Annotated in this window: 17 protein-coding genes; 7 read left to right on the top strand and 10 right to left on the bottom strand. The window is 65.7% G+C overall.

Features of this window, described 5'->3' with window-relative positions; all coding sequences use genetic code 11:
- Nucleotides 1–61: 61 nt before the first annotated feature.
- The 4 genes from ACE039_RS26340 to ACE039_RS26325 all read right to left on the bottom strand — a co-directional run bounded on the left by ACE039_RS26340 (nt 62) and on the right by ACE039_RS26325 (nt 4,432).
- Entirely contained in the window at nt 62–802 is a 741-nt protein-coding gene (locus ACE039_RS26340; protein WP_485824084.1) for an ATP-binding cassette domain-containing protein, read from the bottom strand.
- An 11-nt stretch (nt 803–813) separates the two neighbouring features.
- Nucleotides 814–1,776, bottom strand: a complete 963-nt coding sequence (locus ACE039_RS26335) for a sugar ABC transporter substrate-binding protein (RefSeq protein WP_485823754.1) — start codon at nt 1,774–1,776, stop codon at nt 814–816.
- An 18-nt stretch (nt 1,777–1,794) separates the two neighbouring features.
- On the bottom strand, nt 1,795–2,736 hold the full coding sequence (locus ACE039_RS26330; protein WP_105560066.1) for an ABC transporter permease: 942 nt from the start codon (nt 2,734–2,736) through the stop codon (nt 1,795–1,797).
- A gap of 145 nt (nt 2,737–2,881) precedes the next feature.
- The gene (locus ACE039_RS26325) at nt 2,882–4,432 is read right to left on the bottom strand and encodes a xylulokinase (protein ID WP_485823753.1); all 1,551 of its coding nucleotides are present in this window, start codon (nt 4,430–4,432) and stop codon (nt 2,882–2,884) included.
- 123 nt (nt 4,433–4,555) lie between these two features.
- Between ACE039_RS26325 and ACE039_RS26320 the strand changes: the two genes are divergently transcribed.
- The 4 genes from ACE039_RS26320 to ACE039_RS26305 all read left to right on the top strand — a co-directional run bounded on the left by ACE039_RS26320 (nt 4,556) and on the right by ACE039_RS26305 (nt 8,055).
- Nucleotides 4,556–4,885 (top strand): YegP family protein, encoded by a 330-nt coding sequence (locus ACE039_RS26320; RefSeq protein WP_448707990.1) that lies wholly within the window; start codon nt 4,556–4,558, stop codon nt 4,883–4,885.
- A 159-nt stretch (nt 4,886–5,044) separates the two neighbouring features.
- Complete coding sequence (gene kce / locus ACE039_RS26315; protein ID WP_313458666.1) at nt 5,045–5,980, top strand: 3,5-dioxohexanoate:acetyl-CoA acetone transferase; 936 nt, start codon at nt 5,045–5,047, stop codon at nt 5,978–5,980.
- Between the two features lie 46 nt (nt 5,981–6,026).
- Nucleotides 6,027–7,226: an ABC transporter substrate-binding protein gene (locus ACE039_RS26310; RefSeq protein WP_485823752.1), complete on the top strand. Its 1,200-nt coding sequence runs from the start codon at nt 6,027–6,029 to the stop codon at nt 7,224–7,226.
- Nucleotides 7,227–7,251: 25 nt separating this feature from the next.
- On the top strand, nt 7,252–8,055 hold the full coding sequence (locus tag ACE039_RS26305) for an SDR family oxidoreductase (RefSeq protein WP_448707993.1): 804 nt from the start codon (nt 7,252–7,254) through the stop codon (nt 8,053–8,055).
- A 6-nt stretch (nt 8,056–8,061) separates the two neighbouring features.
- Here ACE039_RS26305 and ACE039_RS26300 read toward each other — a convergent pair whose 3' ends face one another.
- The gene (locus ACE039_RS26300; protein WP_485823751.1) at nt 8,062–8,991 is read right to left on the bottom strand and encodes a LysR family transcriptional regulator; all 930 of its coding nucleotides are present in this window, start codon (nt 8,989–8,991) and stop codon (nt 8,062–8,064) included.
- A gap of 88 nt (nt 8,992–9,079) precedes the next feature.
- Nucleotides 9,080–10,552 (bottom strand): DUF1254 domain-containing protein, encoded by a 1,473-nt coding sequence (locus tag ACE039_RS26295; RefSeq protein WP_448707994.1) that lies wholly within the window; start codon nt 10,550–10,552, stop codon nt 9,080–9,082.
- A gap of 161 nt (nt 10,553–10,713) precedes the next feature.
- Between ACE039_RS26295 and ACE039_RS26290 the strand changes: the two genes are divergently transcribed.
- Nucleotides 10,714–11,304 (top strand): hypothetical protein, encoded by a 591-nt coding sequence (locus ACE039_RS26290; protein ID WP_485823750.1) that lies wholly within the window; start codon nt 10,714–10,716, stop codon nt 11,302–11,304.
- Nucleotides 11,305–11,349: 45 nt separating this feature from the next.
- On the opposite strand, the gene ACE039_RS26285 is transcribed toward ACE039_RS26290, so the two are convergent.
- A complete protein-coding gene (locus ACE039_RS26285; RefSeq protein ID WP_485823749.1) occupies nt 11,350–11,916 on the bottom strand; it encodes an ureidoglycolate lyase in 567 nt (188 codons plus the stop codon).
- On the bottom strand, nt 11,913–12,152 hold the full coding sequence (locus tag ACE039_RS26280; protein WP_448707998.1) for an Arm DNA-binding domain-containing protein: 240 nt from the start codon (nt 12,150–12,152) through the stop codon (nt 11,913–11,915). The genes ACE039_RS26285 and ACE039_RS26280 overlap by 4 nt, the downstream gene beginning before the upstream one ends.
- Nucleotides 12,153–12,291: 139 nt before the next feature.
- Here ACE039_RS26280 and ACE039_RS26275 point away from each other — a divergent pair, with 139 nt between their 5' ends.
- Nucleotides 12,292–12,549, top strand: a complete 258-nt coding sequence (locus tag ACE039_RS26275) for a hypothetical protein (RefSeq protein ID WP_485823748.1) — start codon at nt 12,292–12,294, stop codon at nt 12,547–12,549.
- Here the strand turns inward: ACE039_RS26275 and ACE039_RS26270 are convergent.
- Entirely contained in the window at nt 12,515–13,759 is a 1,245-nt protein-coding gene (locus tag ACE039_RS26270; RefSeq protein ID WP_485823747.1) for an MFS transporter, read from the bottom strand. The genes ACE039_RS26275 and ACE039_RS26270 overlap by 35 nt on opposite strands.
- An 84-nt stretch (nt 13,760–13,843) precedes the next feature.
- A complete protein-coding gene (locus ACE039_RS26265; protein ID WP_485823746.1) occupies nt 13,844–15,250 on the bottom strand; it encodes a sensor histidine kinase in 1,407 nt (468 codons plus the stop codon).
- Between the two features lie 247 nt (nt 15,251–15,497).
- On the opposite strand from ACE039_RS26265, the gene ACE039_RS26260 reads away from it, so the two are divergent.
- A partial coding sequence (locus ACE039_RS26260; RefSeq protein ID WP_485823745.1) for a WG repeat-containing protein occupies nt 15,498–16,566 on the top strand: 1,069 nt, incomplete at its 3' end.

The raw sequence follows: 16,566 nt of genomic DNA, 5'->3' as shown, positions 1-16,566 counted from the left end.
GGGTAACCCGGGGGGGGGCCTTTTTCTTGCTGCAATCAGTACCTGCTATGCCCGCCCCAACTCATTCCCTGCCCGTCATCACCATATGCGCCAGGGCGTCGGCATTCAGCCCGGCCACGTCGCGTTCGATGACTTTGGCGCCGCTCTTCAGGATCGCGACGCGGTCGGCCAGGGCGACGACGTCGGCCATGTTGTGGCTGATCAGGATCACGGTGCGCCCTTCCTCGCGCAGCTTGCGCACCAGGTTCAGCACCAGCGCCGTTTCCTTGACGCCGAGCGCTGCGGTGGGCTCGTCCATGATGACGACGCGGGCATCCCAGCGCAGCGCGCGGGCGATGGCGACGGCTTGGCGTTGGCCGCCGGACATGCGTTCGACGGGACGGTCCATGTCGTCGATGGGTACCGACAGGCGTTGCAGATAGCCGCGCGCGTCCAACGCCATGCGGCGCTTGTCCAGCACATTGAACGGCCCCACGCGACGCACGAGTTCCGCGCCCATGAAGACGTTTTCCCAGATGGACAGGCGCGGCGCCAGCGCCAGATCCTGGTAGATCGTCGCAATGCCTTGCACCAGGGCGTCATGGGGGGACCCGAACACGACCTTCCGGCCGTTCAGGCTGAGTTCCCCGCCCGAGGGTTCCTGCGCGCCGGAGATGATGCGGATCAGCGTGGATTTGCCGGCGCCGTTGTCGCCGCAGATGGCCATGACGCGGCCCTCGGGCACGTCCAGATCGACGCCCTTCAAGGCCTCGACCGCCCCATAGGACTTTCGGATCTGGCGTAGCGACAGCGCGGCGGTCATGGTGGTCACGGTTACTTTGCGGCGGGTTGCAGGAAATTCTGGACGTTGCCAGCGTCGACCAGCACGGAGTCCATGAACAGGTACGGCCCGGCGACGACCTTGTCCTTGGGTTCCTTCTTGACGACGATGCGGTCGATGGCGTCGATGGCGCTTGCGCCCAACTGCTCAAACGGGATCATCATGGTGGCGGTGATCAGGCTGTTGGGGTCGGCGATGCGGCGATAGGTTTCCGGGCCGCCATCGACGGACACCAGGGTGATGTCGCCTTTCTTCATGCCTTGGGATTGCAGCAGGTCGTCGATGACGTAGGCCTGGCCGTCGAACGATGCCCAGACGCCTTTGAACTGGCCCTGGTGGCGCAGGAACAGCGCCTGCATGCCATTGCGCACGTCATCGCGCCAGCTTTGCGTGCGGGCCATGCTGAATTTGGCCAGATCCTTGACGGCCGTGTTCTCGGTCAGGACGGCATCCAGCATCTTGCCGCGGACGCGCGTGCCCGAGTTACCGTCGAAGCGGGCGGACAGGATGTTGCCCTGGTAGCCCATCTTGCCCAGCAGATACAGCACGGATTGCGCGCCGGTAGCGTATTCGTTGACTTCGACGTCGAACAGCATGTGCGGGCTGGCGCCCGACATCACGCCCACGACGGGAATGCCCTTCTCTTTGGCGGCTTGCAGCTGGGCGTCGGTTTCCACGGGCTTGCCCATGGCGACGACGATGGCGCCGACCTTTTTGTTGACCAGGGTGTCCAGCTGTTCGGCCAGCTTGGGCAGCGACCCTTCGGCGTTCAGTTGTGTGACCGTCCAGCCCTTGGCGCGAGCCGCCTCGGCCGCGGCATTGGCCACGCGGGCATGCGTTTCGGACGACATCTGAAAGGCGACGATGCCCACGTCGAACGCGTAGGCAGCGCTGGCAGCCAGCGACTGCAAGGCAAATGCGCTGGCCAGCAGCGTGCGCTTCAAGGTTTTGGTCATGGTGGTTTCCCCTTCGAATCAGAATTTGAAGGCCGCTTTCTTCAGTACGGCCGATGACACCGCGACGGACGCGATCATGATGAAGCCCAGCACGATGTCCTGCACGTAGTACGGCGCGCCCATCAGCACCAGGCCGTTGCCCAGCACCTTCAGGATCAATGCGGCGACGAGGGTGCCGGGGATGTTGGCGTGGCCGGGATTGAACATGGTCATGCCCAGCAACACGGCGGCAATGGCGTACAGGAAGTAGTCGCCGGCCATGTTGGGCGCGGCGGACGACAGGCTGGACGTCAGCAGCACGGCCGCAAGCCCCGCGCAGAGGCCGGACAGGGCCAGGCCGATGCGCTTCATGGTGCCGATGTTGATGCCGGCCAGCCGCGCGGATTCCCCCGCTTCGCCAGTGGCCGTCATGCGGGCGCCGGTGCGGGTCCACTTGATCAGGAAATAGGCGACCAGCACCGCGCCCAGCATCCACAGCACCAGCGCGGGAATGCCGAAGGGCTTGGCGCGGGCCAGGTCGGTGAACGCGGCAGGCCAGCGCCCCACATAGGACACGCCATCGGTCAACATGAAGGCGAAGCCGCGCGCCATGGCCGCCATGCCCAATGTGGCGATCAGGGACGGGACGCGCAGACGGGTGACGGCGATACCGTTGACCAGGCCGCAGACGAGGCCGATGCCCAAGCCCGCGGCAATGGCGACCGGCACGGGTTGACCGGTGTGTACCAGGGCTCCCGTGACGACGGCGGCCAGGCTGGCAACATCGGCGACCGAGAGGTCCAGTTCGGCGGTCACCAGCGCCAGCGTGAAACCGATGGCGATGATGGCCAGGAAGCTGGTTTCCTTGGCAATGTTCAGCAGATTGTTGGGCGCCGCGAAATTTGGAGCGGCGATGGCGAAGAAGCCCACCAGGATCAATCCCGCGATTGCCGTGCCGTACTTTTCCAGGATGCCGCGCATCGACTCAACCCTTGCTGCGTTGGTATTCGTTGTAGTGCAAGGGTTATCCACCGCCTGCCGGGCGTTCACGCCCTGATGGCGTAGCAGTTTATACCCGGGCGGCGCGGCGCAGGACGGTCGTGTCGCCGCGCCGTACCTAGGGTTTTTACGGCAGGCGCATCCCGGCCAGATCATGCGACACCGGCATCAGCGCGGCTTCCGCTGCACGGAATTGCGCGTACATCTGGCGGTAGGCGTCGCGGCGGTGAGCTTGGGGCTCGTAGCGGTGCGCGGTGCGCACCAGGGCATCCTGCGCCGCAGCGAAGCCGTCGTAGCGGCCCAGCGCGGTCCAGGCGGCGACGGCAGCGCCCACGACACCCGGCTGTTCGGCCTGGCCCACGACAATGGCGCGCTCGCAGATGTCGGCCTTGACCTGGCACCACTGCGGGCTGGCCGCCGCGCCGCCGCCGAAGCGGATTTCCCCGACCGGCGCGCCCAGGGCGGCCTCGGCGCGTTCCAGGACGGTACGGTTCAGGAAGGCCACGCCTTCCAGCACGGCCCAGGCCAGGTCGCCCGGACCATGGCGGCGATTCAAGCCAATGAAGGCGCCGCGCAGGTTCGGATCCCAGTACGGCACGCGTTCGCCTTGCAGGTAGGGTAGAAACAAGGCCGGCTGCGGGTCGCGGGGTGCGCCCAGCAACGCGTCCATGGCGGGGCCGACGTCTGCCATCCCCTCAGCGCCCAGGCGGCCCAGCAGCGGCAGCAGCCAGGCCACCGTGTCGGCGCCGTTCTGGCCGGGGCCGCCAATCTGGTGAGTGCCGTTGCCCCAATCCACGGTCATCAGGCCCTGCGCCTGGACAGGTTCTGCGCCCACCGCGCCAAAGACCTCGGTCGTGCCCGATATGTTGTAAGCGTAGCCGTCTCGCAGCGCGCCCAAACCTGCGACAGCCGCCCAGGTGTCGTTGGCGCACGCGATGACGCTGCGGCCCGCCAGACGGGCCAGCGCGCCGCCCAAGCCGGCTTGCACGGGGCCGACGACATCCAGAGGAGACAGCAGGGGTGGCACCCACGCGGGGTCGGCGCCCAAGGCCGCCAGCAGGCCAGGCCCCTGCGCATGTTCGCAAGCAGCCGCTGCCAGGCGCGCCATGGAAACGGTGTCGCTGGCTGCCCTGCCCGTCAGGCGGAAGTTCAGGTAGTCCTTCGGTTCCAGCACGACGCGCACCCGCGCGGCATGCTGCGGCTCGGCGTGCAGCAGCCACGCCACGCGCGCCCAGGGATGGAAAGCGTTGATCTGCTGGCCTTCGGGATGCCCGGCCGGCATTGCAGCCAGCCATCCCGCCACATCCGGGGCGGCACGCGTATCGCGCCACGTGATGGCCGGGCGGATAGCGGCGCCTTGCGCGTCGACGAAGACCTGGGTGCGTGTCACGCCGCAGATCGCAACAGCCTGCACGGTGTCGAACGCCGCGCCCGCTTGCGCGGCCAAGGCGTCGGACAGGGATTGCAGGCCGCGCCACCAGGCGTCGGCATCGATCTCGTCCCAACCGGGGTGGGGGCCTGCCCCGGCGGGGCTATCCATCACGCAGGAATGGGCGATACCGCCGTCTTCGTCCACCAGCGCCGCGCGAAAGCGGGTGCCACCCAGGTCCACCGCCAGGACGTATCCGTTGCGGGGAGTCTGGGGGGAAGTCGGGCGAAGAATCGGGCTGTCGGGCATAGCCGTCGATTGTATTTCAGCCCGCTATCCCAAAATCGCGCGCATCAAGTATTCTCGGCGCACGCCACCCGGCGTTCTGCAAGTTGCCCAGGCGTTACCCCTTCAACAAGAATGGAGACGACGATGAGCGGTTACTTTGTACTGAAGCGTAGCGGGACGCAGTTCATGTTCAATCTGCACGCGGGGAATCACGAGGTGATTCTGACCAGCGAGCCATACACGACCAAGACCTCGGCCGAGGGCGGCGTCGCCGCCGTGCAAAAGTACTCGGCCGACGATGCGCGCTATATGCACAAGACGGCAAAAGACGGTTCGCACTATTTCACGCTGGTGGCGGCGAATGGCGAATCGGTCGGGCGCAGCGAGATGTACTCGACCTCGCAAGCGCGGGACAAGGGCATCGAATCGGTTAAGACGAACGGCCCGAAGTCGCCGACCAAAGACCAGACTTGATGGTGTTTTCCCGTAGAGCCGCCGCCCCCCCGGGCGGCGGCTTTTTTACGCATGCCGGTAACGCCCGGCGTTCACGTTGCGCCGCAGCACCGTAAAGCCTATCAGTTGATAATTTCTGTTCAGGTGACAAGGCCTGGACCGTGCGACAGAATGGGCCGCATGAAAAAGCCCAAGAGCAATGTCATCATCACCTGCGCCATTACTGGTTCGGTGCACACGCCGTCGATGTCGCCGCATCTGCCCGTGACGCCCGAGCAGATCGCGCAGTCGGCGCTGGAAGCGGCCGAGGCCGGGGCGGCGATCGTGCATCTGCACGCCCGCGATCCGGATACCGGCAGGCCCACGCAGGACCCCGCGCTTTACGCGCAATTCCTGCCGCGCATCAAGGCCGCCAGCGACGTGGTCATCAACATCACCACCGGCGGGTCGCCCGTGCTGCCGGTCAGCGAACGCATGTTGCCCGCCACGACATTCAAGCCGGAGGTCGCTTCGTTGAACATGGGGTCGATGAACTTCGGCATGTATGAATTGCTGGAGCGCTTCAAGGACTTCAAGCACGACTGGGAACGCCCGTACCTGGAAGGCAGCAACGACCTGGTCTTCAAGAACACGTTCAAGGACATCGAACACATCCTGACGGCTTGCAGCGACAACGGCACGCGCTTCGAGATCGAGTGCTACGACATCGGGCATTTGTACACGGCGGCGCATTTCGTCGACAAGGGTCTGCTGAAGCCGCCCTTTTTGATCCAGTCCGTCTTCGGCATTCGCGGCGGCATCGGCACGCACCCGGAAGACGTGATGATGATGCGCCGCACGGCTGATCGCCTGTTCGGCGACGCCTACCGCTGGTCGGTGCTGGCCGCCGGACGCAAGCAGACGCCGCTGGCCACCCAGGCTGCGACGATGGGCGGCTATGTGCGCGTGGGCCTGGAGGATTCGCTGTGGGACGGGCCCGGAGAACTGGCGCATTCGAACGCGGATCAGGTCCGGCGCATCCGTCGCATTCTTGAAGACCTGTCGCTGACCATCGCCACGCCGGACGACGCGCGCGAGATCCTGCAACTGAAAGGCCGGAACAACGTCTCGTTCTGACGCGGTGCCGGAAATAACACAACAACCCTCGCGGGGAGACAACACCATGAAGAAGACCTTGAATGCGGCCGCAGCCGCCGTATTGCTCAGCCTGGGCGGCGTGGCCAGCGCCGATGACGGCGTGATCCGCATCGGCTTCATCACCGACATGTCGGGCTTGTCCGCCGATGCGGACGGCCCTGGTGGCGCCGAAGCCATCAAGATGGCGGTGGCGGACATGGGTGGCGCCGTGGCGGGCAAGAAGATCGAAGTGCTGGTGGCCGACCACCAGAACCGCGCCGACATCGCGTCGTCGCGGGCGCGGGAATGGCTGGACCAGAAAGGCGTCGACATGCTGATTGCGGGCGCCAATTCCGCGGCGGCGCTGGCGATGGCGAAGGTGGCTGAAGAAAAGAAGGCGCCGTTCTTCGTGGTGAGCGCCGGCGCGTCCGAGCTGACCAACGCGCAATGCACGCCTTATACGGTGCACTACGTGTACGACACCGTGTCGCTGTCTCGCGGCACGGCGCGGGCCATGTTGAAGGCCGGCAATAAAGACTGGTACTTCCTGACCGTGGATCACGCGTTCGGCCACGCCTTGGAGCGCGACGCGTCGGCGGTCGTTCAGGCCGATGGCGGCCAGGTGAAGGGCCGCGTGCGGCACCCGTTGAACACGGCGGATTTCTCGTCGTTCATCTTGCAGGCGCAAGCGTCGGGCGCCACGGTGCTGGGGCTGGCGAATTCCGCCAACGACACCAGCAATGCCGTCAAGGCGGCCGCGGAATTCGGATTGACGCCCGGGATGAAGATCGCCGGCCTGCTGGTGCTGATCACCGATATCCACGCGCTGGGTCTGGCTGCGGCGCAGGACATGTACCTGACCACGGCGTGGTATTGGGACCAGGACGACGCCTCGCGCAAATGGGCGGCGCGTTTCGAGGAGCGCATGAAAAAGAAGCCGTCGATGCTGCAGGCCGGCGATTATTCGGTGACGACCACCTACCTGAAGGCGGTGCAGGCCACCAACACCACGAACGGCGACGCCATCATGAAATGGCTCAAGGCCAACCCGGTGAACGACTTCTTCGCCAAGGACGGCCGCATCCGCGCCGACGGCTTGATGGTGCACGACATGTACCTGATGCAGGTGAAGAAGCCGTCCGAATCCAAGGGGCCGTGGGACTACTACAAACTGATCGCGCAGATTCCCGGCGACCAGATCTACACGTCGCCGCAGGAATCCACCTGCCGCCTGATGAAACCCTGATCCCACCCACTTCTGGAATAGCGCAATGAACCCGCATGAATCGACCGTCCTGCCGGTGGACCTGAGCGGCCGCCGCGTCATCATCACGGCTGGCGCAGGCGGCATCGGCGCGGCCCTGGCCGATGCCTTCGCCGACCGCGGCGCCCGCGTCCACCTGTGCGACGTGGACAAGAACGCCGTGGCGGCCAGCCGCCACGCCGCCAGCCACGCCGACGTCAGCCGCCGCGAAGACGTCGACCGCTACATGGAGACCGCGCTGGCGCACCTGGGCGGGCTGGACGTGCTGGTGAACAATGCCGGCATTGCCGGCCCTACCGCCCGCATCACCGATATCCAGCCCGACGACCTGAGCGCCACGCTGGACATCAACCTGGCCTCGCAATTCCACACCGTGCGCCACGCGGTGCCCGCCCTGCGCCAGTCCGGCGGCGGCGCCATCATCAACATCAGTTCCGTTGCCGGCCGCATGGGCATCCCGATGCGTACGCCGTACACCGCGTCGAAATGGGGCGTGGTCGGGCTGACGCGTTCTTTGGCGGTGGAGCTGGGCGGGTATGGCATCCGCGTGAATGCGCTGTTGCCCGGCCTGGTGGCGGGCCCGCGCATCGACCGGGTAATCGCCGCCCGCGCCCACAACATGGGGCTGACGGTAGAGGAAGAAACCAAACTGGAGCTGGCCGGCGTCAGTCTGCATCAGTTCGTGCGCGCCGCCGATATCGCGAACATGGCGCTGTTCCTGGCCAGCCCTTACGGCGCGATGGTCAGCGGGCAGGCCATCAGCATCGACGGCGACCTGCAGTCCCTGCCCTGGCAACCGCCGGCCGACTGAAGCGCACTAGTTGATGAGCTGAATCGTGTCCGCATAGACGCCTGTGCGCCGCGCCTGCGCCGTGGCGTGCAGCGCCCCCAATAGCCGGCCGGTCAGCTCGTGGTTCTGTGCGTCCCGGCGCGTGATCAACACGAATTCGAACCACTGCCGCGAGGCCAGCGGCAGCGCCACCAGATCGGGATAGACCGACGCGATGTCGGACGCCGACAACGCGTTGACCAAACTGATGCCCTTCACGGCACGGACGGTTCCCGGCACCAGCGTCATATGCGCCTGCATGCCGAATTCCAGCTGCGCAGAATCGCCGGTATCACCCTGCGCCACCACGTAGTCGGACCAAAGTGGCTTAACGAAGGTGTCAGGCGCGATATCCGCCACGGCCACCACGCCGCGTCTGGCCAATGGATGCTCGCGATGCGCGATGGCCATGACGTCGGTGCGCAGGAACGGCGTGAAGTGCAGGCGCGGGCTGTCGCCCCCGACCGCGCCCAGGCCGAAATCCGCCCGCATGGTCTCCACCGCGCTGATCAGCTGCACCGACGACTCCACGTCGACCGAGAACGGCCGCTTGCCGTGTTCGTCCAGGTAGCGCTTCACGGCCTCGGGCGCATAGCTCAGCGCCAGCGCCGGCGACGACGCGATGCGCAGGCCACGGCCGCCGAACTGCTCGATGCTGTGCAGCGCTTCGTCGATGCGCACCAGTTCGTCCAGCACGAACTTGGCCTCGGTGTACAGGTACTTCCCCGCCTCGGTGGGCCGCAAGGTCTTGTGCGAACGGTCGAACAGCTGCACGCCCGTGGCGGCTTCCAGGCGCGAGACTGCGTGGCTGATCGCCGGTTGCGTCAGGTTCATCACCTGCGCCGCCTGGCGCGTCGATCCGGTCATGACGACCGTATAGAAGATACGCAGATCGTGGATGTTGAAGTTGCGCTTCATGCCCCTGAACCCTCCCGATGGGACAAGCGGCCGGCCTTGGCCCAGCCGGTCTTCGGCGTCCCAATCCAGGCGATGCGCGCCGATGTGCCTATTGCGCCACCCGCTCTATTTCCGGCGATTCCCACTTGCCTTCCAGCAAGGCCGGCTTCGGCCAGTAGTAGCGCATCGTCACCATGAACGGGCCTTGCGGCGCGGGCAGCCAGTTGGATTCCTTGCCCTTGCCTGGCGATTTTGCCTGGATGTAGATCGTCAAGCCCCCGTCTGCGTCCTTCTTCAGGGACGGCAGCATGGGCGAGTTGATCAAGTAGCGATTGATGGGATTCGAGACCAGCAACTGCGAGGGCAACCCGTACATGGTCATGGACCAGAACGCATTGACCGGCGGCAGGCTGCGCGGCGCGAAACGCACCTTGTAGGCGTACTGGCCATCCAGCTCCTGGCCGCGGCTGTCCTTTTCCAGCACCGGATACAGCGCTTCATCGCGGCTGTTGGCGCCGATGCCGACCTGCGTGCCGGTGGCGCGCGACAGATAGTCGTTCTTCAGCGTGTTGCGGTCGCCGAACAGCGTGTCGGTCTTGCCGGCAAGCGCCGCGCGGTTCTTGTCGATGTCGTTCTGCGCCGAATGCATGCCTTCTTGCAGCGCGCGGCGCAATGCGGGGTTCATGCCCTCGGTTTTGAAGGGCTGCCCGGGCTTCAAGCCGATGCTGGCGAAACGTTCGCGCAGCCATTTTTCGGTGGGGTGCGTAGGCGCGAATTGCAGCAGGAAAGCCAGTTGGTTGTAGAACTCGAGCGACGAGCGCATTTCGCCGGGAGGCACCGGCGGAATCCAGTCCACCGCAGGCGGCGCGGGTGGCGCAGGCCGCTTGGCGAAGGCCGACAAGGGCTGGATTTTGTAGCGCGCCTGGATGCGTTTGACGTTCTCAAGGTCTGCCGGGTTGAACAACTGGGTCCGGCCCACCATGTTGACCAGTTCGGTCTCCGACTTGATCACCTTGGTGATGCCCTTGGGCACGCTACCTTTCCAGCGCGGGCCGGCGATCAGGAAGTTGCCGCCGCCGTTGCCGGTGGTGCGGCTGCCGATGTAGGCAAAGTTGTATGTGTACAGGTCCATCAGCTGCAGGACGAAGTAACGGCGCTTTTCCATGGGGGGCACGGAAATGACGACGGGTTCGGCGCGCAGGTCCAGGATGGCGAACGAATAAGGCGTATCGGCGTTCGGCGTAACGAATGCCGTGTCTTCGGGCGTGAAGACGCGCGAAATACTGTTCACCGTATTGAACGGCCCCTTGTATTGCGGGTTGTTCTTGTCGACGCTGAACGCGTACATGGTCTGGTAACTGGCGACCATGGGCGTGCCGTACAGGTAGGCCTCGCGGGCGATGCTGCGCGCCTGCTGGCCCGTCACGCCCTGGATGCCCACCGATTGCGACCCGGTTGCCTCGTCCGGCGACGTGAAGCTACACCCGGCCAGACCGCCTGCCAGCAGCGCCGCGGTGAACCACCGCGCGGGCTTGCCACGCAGGGCGGAGGAAAATCCAGTGCTACTCTGGCGGTCGCGCATGGTGGCTCCAACACGTGGCTGATGTTGGCAACGCCCTGGTGGCGGCAGCGTCGCGGGCTAAGCAGGAAATCCGGAAAACGATTCTGGCATATTTCCCGTTGATGAAAAAGGACCGGTGCAGCAAGTTCAGCACGGGTTCGCACAGGAACAACACAACAGGCATGGGCATACTGAATCAAGAGAAGGACGGCGACGAACTGGGCGCAAACCTGCGAGCACCGTCGTACTACGTGTTGCAGGCTTCGTGCCGCTGCCCGCAATGTGGAGAATCCACGCCCGTGTTCGCGCTGGCCGTGCCGCCCGACCACGAGAGCACGGAAGGCGACCTTGACCTGGACGCAGAGGGGGACAGCACCGGGCTGGACCCTGGCGCGTTCCACCAATGGCTATTCAGCCCTGCGCAATGGCAGCACATCGAAGGGCCCGCGCTGCTGTCGCAGGTCGGCATCTTGTCGGACCCCGTCGCACGCACGCTGCGCGCACTGGCCCCCACCGTGCGGCAGAACCCGGAACGCAACGGCCAGTGGACCAATTTCTGCGAACACTGCGACAGCGCCGTGTGGGAAGGCGCGCTGTACCCGACTCCCGGCCAGCCCTTCTGCCCGAAGGACGATGCGGCGGCGGCGCAGATCGTGGTGCACGCGGTGGACGAACCCCTGGCAGCGTTTACCGCCATGTGCTGGACGGACGGCTACCGCAACAAATGGCCGCTATTCAAGCGCCTGGGTGTGGCGTGCCGCAACGCGGAATGACCACGGCGGAATGAATCGGGGATTCCGCCGCGCGCCTGGCCGCGCTTATTGCATGGCGGTTTCCGGCGTCATTTCGGCCAGGCTTTCCAGCTGATGAAGGGGAATCTCCACGATGGCGCTTTCCGTGGCGCGCGCCTCGGTGGTCAGGTGCTGGATCAGGTCTACCGTCGTGGACCTGCGCGTCAACATCAGGCAAGTGACTTCGTGCTCGACGATACGGGTCGCATGCCAGCAACCCGGCCGCATGCAGACGCCCTGCCCTTGCGGCACGCGAAAAGCGGCCAGCGTGGTGAGATCCGGGCTGCCGTCGGCGGCGCTCTTTGCAACCACCTGGATGATCTGGCCCGTCAGCGGCACGATGGCCTGTTGCGTCAGCAGGTGCTTTTCCAGACTGGCAATTTCCACGGACGGGCTGCGGTAGTTGACCCACAGCAGTTCGGCGTCGCCGCCCGCGCCCGTGTTGAACAGGTGTTCCTGCCAGAAATCCGTGGCCGGATTGGAAAACAGCGGCACGCCATTGCCGTCCGGCATGGGCTTGCCCAGCATCCAGCCGTAAGCCGAAAAGGCCTGCGGCGTAAGGTCGTTGACGATCAGTTGCGTGTGGCTTGTCATGCGGAACCCTGTGATGGCTTCGGAAGCGTGCCGCGCTTGGGAAACTCGGCGTCGTAATCGAAATCGCCGCGTGCAATGGCTTCCAAAATGGCTGCCCGGCGGTCGGCGGCGCGTTTCAGGTTGGCGGCGGTGGGCTTGACGCGGAGGCGTTCAACGCAGTGCCGGCCGTCATAGAAGAAGCCGATCTCGATGGACGATTCGGACGCGGGCCTGACCCCATCGAACCCCTGGCTCATCGCCTTTCCCGTTATGGTTGCTGATGGGGGACATGATATCGCTTCGCGGCGCCATGCTGGAACCGGCGCGCGCGCCTGGGCCGAATCCGGTTCGCCTCGTTACTATGACAGCACGACTCCCCACCCGGGGATGCGCAAAATGGCTACCGATCTGTCGTCGCATTATGTCTTGCTGGACGCCTCCGGCGCGGCTTCCACCGTCAACGGCGGGGATGCGTTCTGGTCCCAGGCGCCCGAAGACCTGGACCGCTACGGGCGCGGCTGGCTGGTGTGGGAATACACCTTCGCCGCCGACTGGCCGCAACCTGTCGCATGCGGCACATCACCATGGGCGCAGGTACGCAGCACCGGCCGCTGTAGCGTCAGCCGGGCGCGCTGGCGGTCTGCCTCCGCGTGATTTCGCGGTCATCGATCGGCCAATGCAACATGGCCGACAAGACGCCCAGCGCCATCGCGATCAACCAGATCAGGTCATAAGACCGGGTGGCCTCGAACACGATGCCACCCAGCCACACGCCCAGGAACGACCCCAGCTGGTGGCCGAAGAACACGAAGCCGAACAGCGTGGTCAGGTACCGCACGCCGAATACCTGCGCGATCAACCCGTTGGTCAGCGGCACCGTGCCCAGCCAGATGAAACCCATGACGGCCGCAAAGGCATAGACCGTCCAGGTGGACAGGGGCAGCAACAGGAACAGCGCGATGGCCGCGGTACGCACCAGATAGATGCCGGCCAGCAGGTACTTGCGGCGATGCCGCGCCCCCAGAATGCCGCAGGCATACGTGCCCATCACATTGGTCAGCGCGATGATTGCCAGCGCGCCCACCGCGTCGGACGCGCGCAGGCCCTTGTCCATCAGGTACGCGGGCAAGTGTGTGCCAATGAACGCCAGCTGGAAGCCGCAAGCCAGAAACCCCAGGTTCAATAGCCAGAAACCCGGCTGGGCGAACGCTTCGCGGATCGATGCGCGCAGGGACAGGCCGGCATCCGGCGCGGCCGGGTCGTGCGCGGCGCGGGCCGGTTCACGCAACGGCCAGGCCAAAGGCAGGACGATAGCCAGCAGCACCGCGAACACCAGCAGGGCGCTGACCCATCCCCCGCCACCGATCAGCCATTGCGCGGCTGGCACCATGATGAACTGGCCCAATCCGCCCACGGCGCCCGCCACTCCCAGCGCCCAGCCCCGGCGTTCGGGCGGCACCAGCCGGCTCAGCGCGCCATAGATGACGGCGAACGCGGTGCCGGATAGCGCGATGCCGATGCACACGCCCGCCGTCAGCAGGAAGGCGGCAGGCGTCGCCGCGTGCGCCATGCCCACCAGTCCCAGCGCGTAGAACACCAGCCCCCCGCCAATGACCTTGGCCGATCCGTAGCGGTCGGCAATCATGCCGGTGAAGGGCTGGGCGATGCCCCAGGTGAGATTCTGCACGGCCATCGCCATGGCGAAGGTTTCACGGCTCCAGCCCCGGTCCATCGAGACCGGCAGCAGGAACAGACCCTGTACATGGCGCACGCCCAGGGCCAGGCCCATGACGATGCCGCCGGCCAACACCAGCAGCCACAGCCGCGAGGCATCGGGGTAAGACTTGGCAAACGGGGACGGCATGGTGCTCTCCTGTCTGGCGCCGCGCACTGGCGTCAAAGGCGCGTGGCATCCATTACAGAAGGGCCAAGCCGGGACTTCAACCGATTAATTTTTGTCCGCTACATGCTCGGGGGGAATGTGACCCGGCGGGATCAACGCGGGCGCATGGACCGAGAACACCGAGCCCTTGCCCGGCGTGGACCGCAGCCGGATTTCAAAGCCCAGCAAGCCCGTCAGCCGCCGCACAATGGCCAGCCCCAGCCCCAGGCCCAGGCCTTGGCCCGCCGGCGCGTTGCCGATCCGCGTGAATTCATTGAAGACGGCGTCTTGTGCATCCGGCGCGATGCCGACGCCGGTGTCCCACACCTGGATCAGCGCACCGCCCTGCCGCGAGCGGGCGCACAGCAGCACACCCCCCTGGGGCGTGTACGACAGTGCATTGCTCAGCAGGTTATGCAGAATGCGGCGCAACAAGGTCGGGTCGGTCTCCAGCACAAGATGCGTGGGCAGTACCGATAGGCGCAACCCCTGCGCCTGCGCCTGCGGTTCAAAATCCTGTCTTATCTCGTCGAACAACGCGTCCAGGTCGACCGGGCGGCGTTCGATGCGCAGCAGGTGCGCATCCATGCGCGACACGTCAAGCAGGCCGTCCAGCAACCGGTTCAGGCTGGCCAACACGGTTTGCTGGCGCCGCGCAACGTGCAGTACGTCCTGCGGGGTGGCATCGCCTTGCTGGGCGCGGCTGGCCAGGATGTCGGTGAACAGGCCCAGCGCATGCACGGGTTGGCGCAGATCGTGCCCAGCGGCGGCCAGGAAGCGGGTCTTGGCCTGGTCGGCAGCCGCCACGCGGTCGCGTTCGCGCTGCAGGTCGTCGATCAGCCCAAGGTTTTCGAATCGCAGCGACACGGTGGTCTTCAGGCTGCGGTACGTGATGGCGCTGAAATACATGTTCACGCCCAGCAGGCAGAACGCGAAGGCCGCATAAATCAGGTGCAGCGCATCGCCCTGGATCAGGCAGGCCACCGTGAACGGCGCCAGCATGCCCAGCGCCGATCCCGCGTAGGCGGGCGGATAGGCCGATAGCGACGGCACCGCCCCGCTGCACATGCCGGCCAGCATCACGCAGCCAAACGCCAGCATCATGCCGTCGTCCGACAGCACCGCCGCCAAGCCGGCCAGGCCCCATAGCAGGCCCGACAACCACGACAGCGCGCAAAACGTCGACACCCAGGTTTGCAACTCGGCGGGCGCGGTCTGACGCCGCAGGAAACGGCGGTTCACGACCACGCGCAGCGCCGTCAGCAGATACAGCGCGGCGGCCCAGGCGGCCAGCAGCCAGATCGGCACGCTGGCCCGCATCACGTAGGCGACCGGAATGACGATGGCGAAGTTGGCGAACAGCACGCCGTATGACTGCCGGTAAAGCAGGCGGGCCAACTCGGCCCGATAAGGAGCGCAGGCTTCCGAAACGAGGGGCACTGGATGCGGGGATAACGCAGCGGAAGCAGTCATGCGCCTGTGGAGGGTCCGGGTAGCGGCGCATCATTTTGACACAGTAAATCTGCTTTTCCAGGCGCGTCCCGAGGCCATGAGGGCGTCGTCGTATTAACGTTTTCTTCTTAATCGTTACATTTGCCGCTTTATTGTTTGCTACTGCTGGTTACAGTGCTGCCTCTCCCAATTTTTGACAGGCAGCTGACATGTGGCACGTCCGGCTTGGCGCATTCCTTCCCGCGGGCCTGCCCCGCGCCCTCGTGCAATGAGGGCCGCGATCAAGCCCCTGACGCTGGCCTTGGCGTTTGCCCTGCCCAGCCTGGCCAGCACGGCGCACGCCGATTCGTGGATCAGCCGGTGCACCGCCAGCTACTACGGCCAAGGCTCCGACACGTACTGCCATCAGGCCTACAGCGAAGGCCTGGCGGCCGTGCTGACTGGCTCGGCCGACGACCCGGCGGGCGTCTGGGGCTACCTCGACAAGCAAGGACGCATGGCGATCACCCCCGCCTACGCCGAGGCCTCTCCGTTCCAGAATGGCCTGGCCGCGGTCAGCCAGGACGGTCTTTGGGGCTACATCGACACCCGGGGCCAGTGGGTCATCAAGCCACGCTTCGGCAGCGCGTCGGGATTCAATGCCGAAGGCACGGCCTTGGCCGAAGAAGACGAACGCGACGTGCTGATCGATCGTCAGGGCAAGGTCATCAAGACCTTCGAGCTGGGCACGCGCACATGGGGTTTCCGGCCCGGACAGAAATTGGCGTCGATCGAAGTGCCCACGCCGCCGCGCCTCTTTAATATCGCCACGGGCAAGGCGGCCTCCCTGCCTGCGGGCGTAATGGCGCTGGGCGCCCCCACCGAGGGCTATCTGCCTGCCCAGTTGCGCGAATCCCGCTACAACGGCTGGTGGGGTCTGTTGGATGACAATGGCCACTGGGCACTGTCGCCGGACGTGCTGCGCTCGCAAGCCGCGCCGATTCGCGACGGCGGCGTGCTGGCCGTGCGCCGCGATGAAAAATGGCAATTCGTGGATCCGCGCGGTGCGGCGTTGTCGCCCGCACGCTACGAACGCGTGCAGCGGGTGGCGGCCGGCCTGTGGCTGGTGACGCCCGAAGATGGCAAGGCGGCGCTATTGGACGCCAAACTGCAGACGCTGCACACCTTCTCGAATGCCTACGTCGGCTTGCAGGAGCGCGATGGCTGGCGTTACCTGCCGGATGTCTCGATGACGCTGCTGATCAGCCCGGCCGGCACGCTGGAGCAGTTGGCGCTGGACCATGGCCGCGTCGAGATCAATCAGGGGCGGGCCTGGGTCTACGGCGTGCGGGCGTCGT

The sequence above is a fragment of the Achromobacter maghribensis genome, assembly GCF_057334215.1.
This window is presented reverse-complemented; position numbering and strand designations above follow the sequence as displayed.

Bases quoted from the DNA above. Each gene is read 5' to 3' on its own strand.
- ACE039_RS26335 (WP_485823754.1), bottom strand. From the start codon at position 1,776: ATGACCAAAACCTTGAAGCGCACGCTGCTGGCCAGCGCATTTGCCTTG.
- ACE039_RS26330 (WP_105560066.1), bottom strand. From the start codon at position 2,736: ATGCGCGGCATCCTGGAAAAGTACGGCACGGCAATCGCGGGATTGATC.
- ACE039_RS26280 (WP_448707998.1), bottom strand. From the start codon at position 12,152: ATGAGCCAGGGGTTCGATGGGGTCAGGCCCGCGTCCGAATCGTCCATC.
- ACE039_RS26300 (WP_485823751.1), bottom strand. From the start codon at position 8,991: ATGAAGCGCAACTTCAACATCCACGATCTGCGTATCTTCTATACGGTC.
- ACE039_RS26275 (WP_485823748.1), top strand. From the start codon at position 12,292: ATGGCTACCGATCTGTCGTCGCATTATGTCTTGCTGGACGCCTCCGGC.
- ACE039_RS26270 (WP_485823747.1), bottom strand. From the start codon at position 13,759: ATGCCGTCCCCGTTTGCCAAGTCTTACCCCGATGCCTCGCGGCTGTGG.
- ACE039_RS26340 (WP_485824084.1), bottom strand. From the start codon at position 802: ATGACCGCCGCGCTGTCGCTACGCCAGATCCGAAAGTCCTATGGGGCG.
- ACE039_RS26265 (WP_485823746.1), bottom strand. From the start codon at position 15,250: ATGACTGCTTCCGCTGCGTTATCCCCGCATCCAGTGCCCCTCGTTTCG.
- ACE039_RS26285 (WP_485823749.1), bottom strand. From the start codon at position 11,916: ATGACAAGCCACACGCAACTGATCGTCAACGACCTTACGCCGCAGGCC.
- kce (WP_313458666.1), top strand. From the start codon at position 5,045: ATGAAAAAGCCCAAGAGCAATGTCATCATCACCTGCGCCATTACTGGT.
- ACE039_RS26305 (WP_448707993.1), top strand. From the start codon at position 7,252: ATGAACCCGCATGAATCGACCGTCCTGCCGGTGGACCTGAGCGGCCGC.
- ACE039_RS26295 (WP_448707994.1), bottom strand. From the start codon at position 10,552: ATGCGCGACCGCCAGAGTAGCACTGGATTTTCCTCCGCCCTGCGTGGC.
- ACE039_RS26325 (WP_485823753.1), bottom strand. From the start codon at position 4,432: ATGCCCGACAGCCCGATTCTTCGCCCGACTTCCCCCCAGACTCCCCGC.
- ACE039_RS26310 (WP_485823752.1), top strand. From the start codon at position 6,027: ATGAAGAAGACCTTGAATGCGGCCGCAGCCGCCGTATTGCTCAGCCTG.
- ACE039_RS26290 (WP_485823750.1), top strand. From the start codon at position 10,714: ATGGGCATACTGAATCAAGAGAAGGACGGCGACGAACTGGGCGCAAAC.
- ACE039_RS26320 (WP_448707990.1), top strand. From the start codon at position 4,556: ATGAGCGGTTACTTTGTACTGAAGCGTAGCGGGACGCAGTTCATGTTC.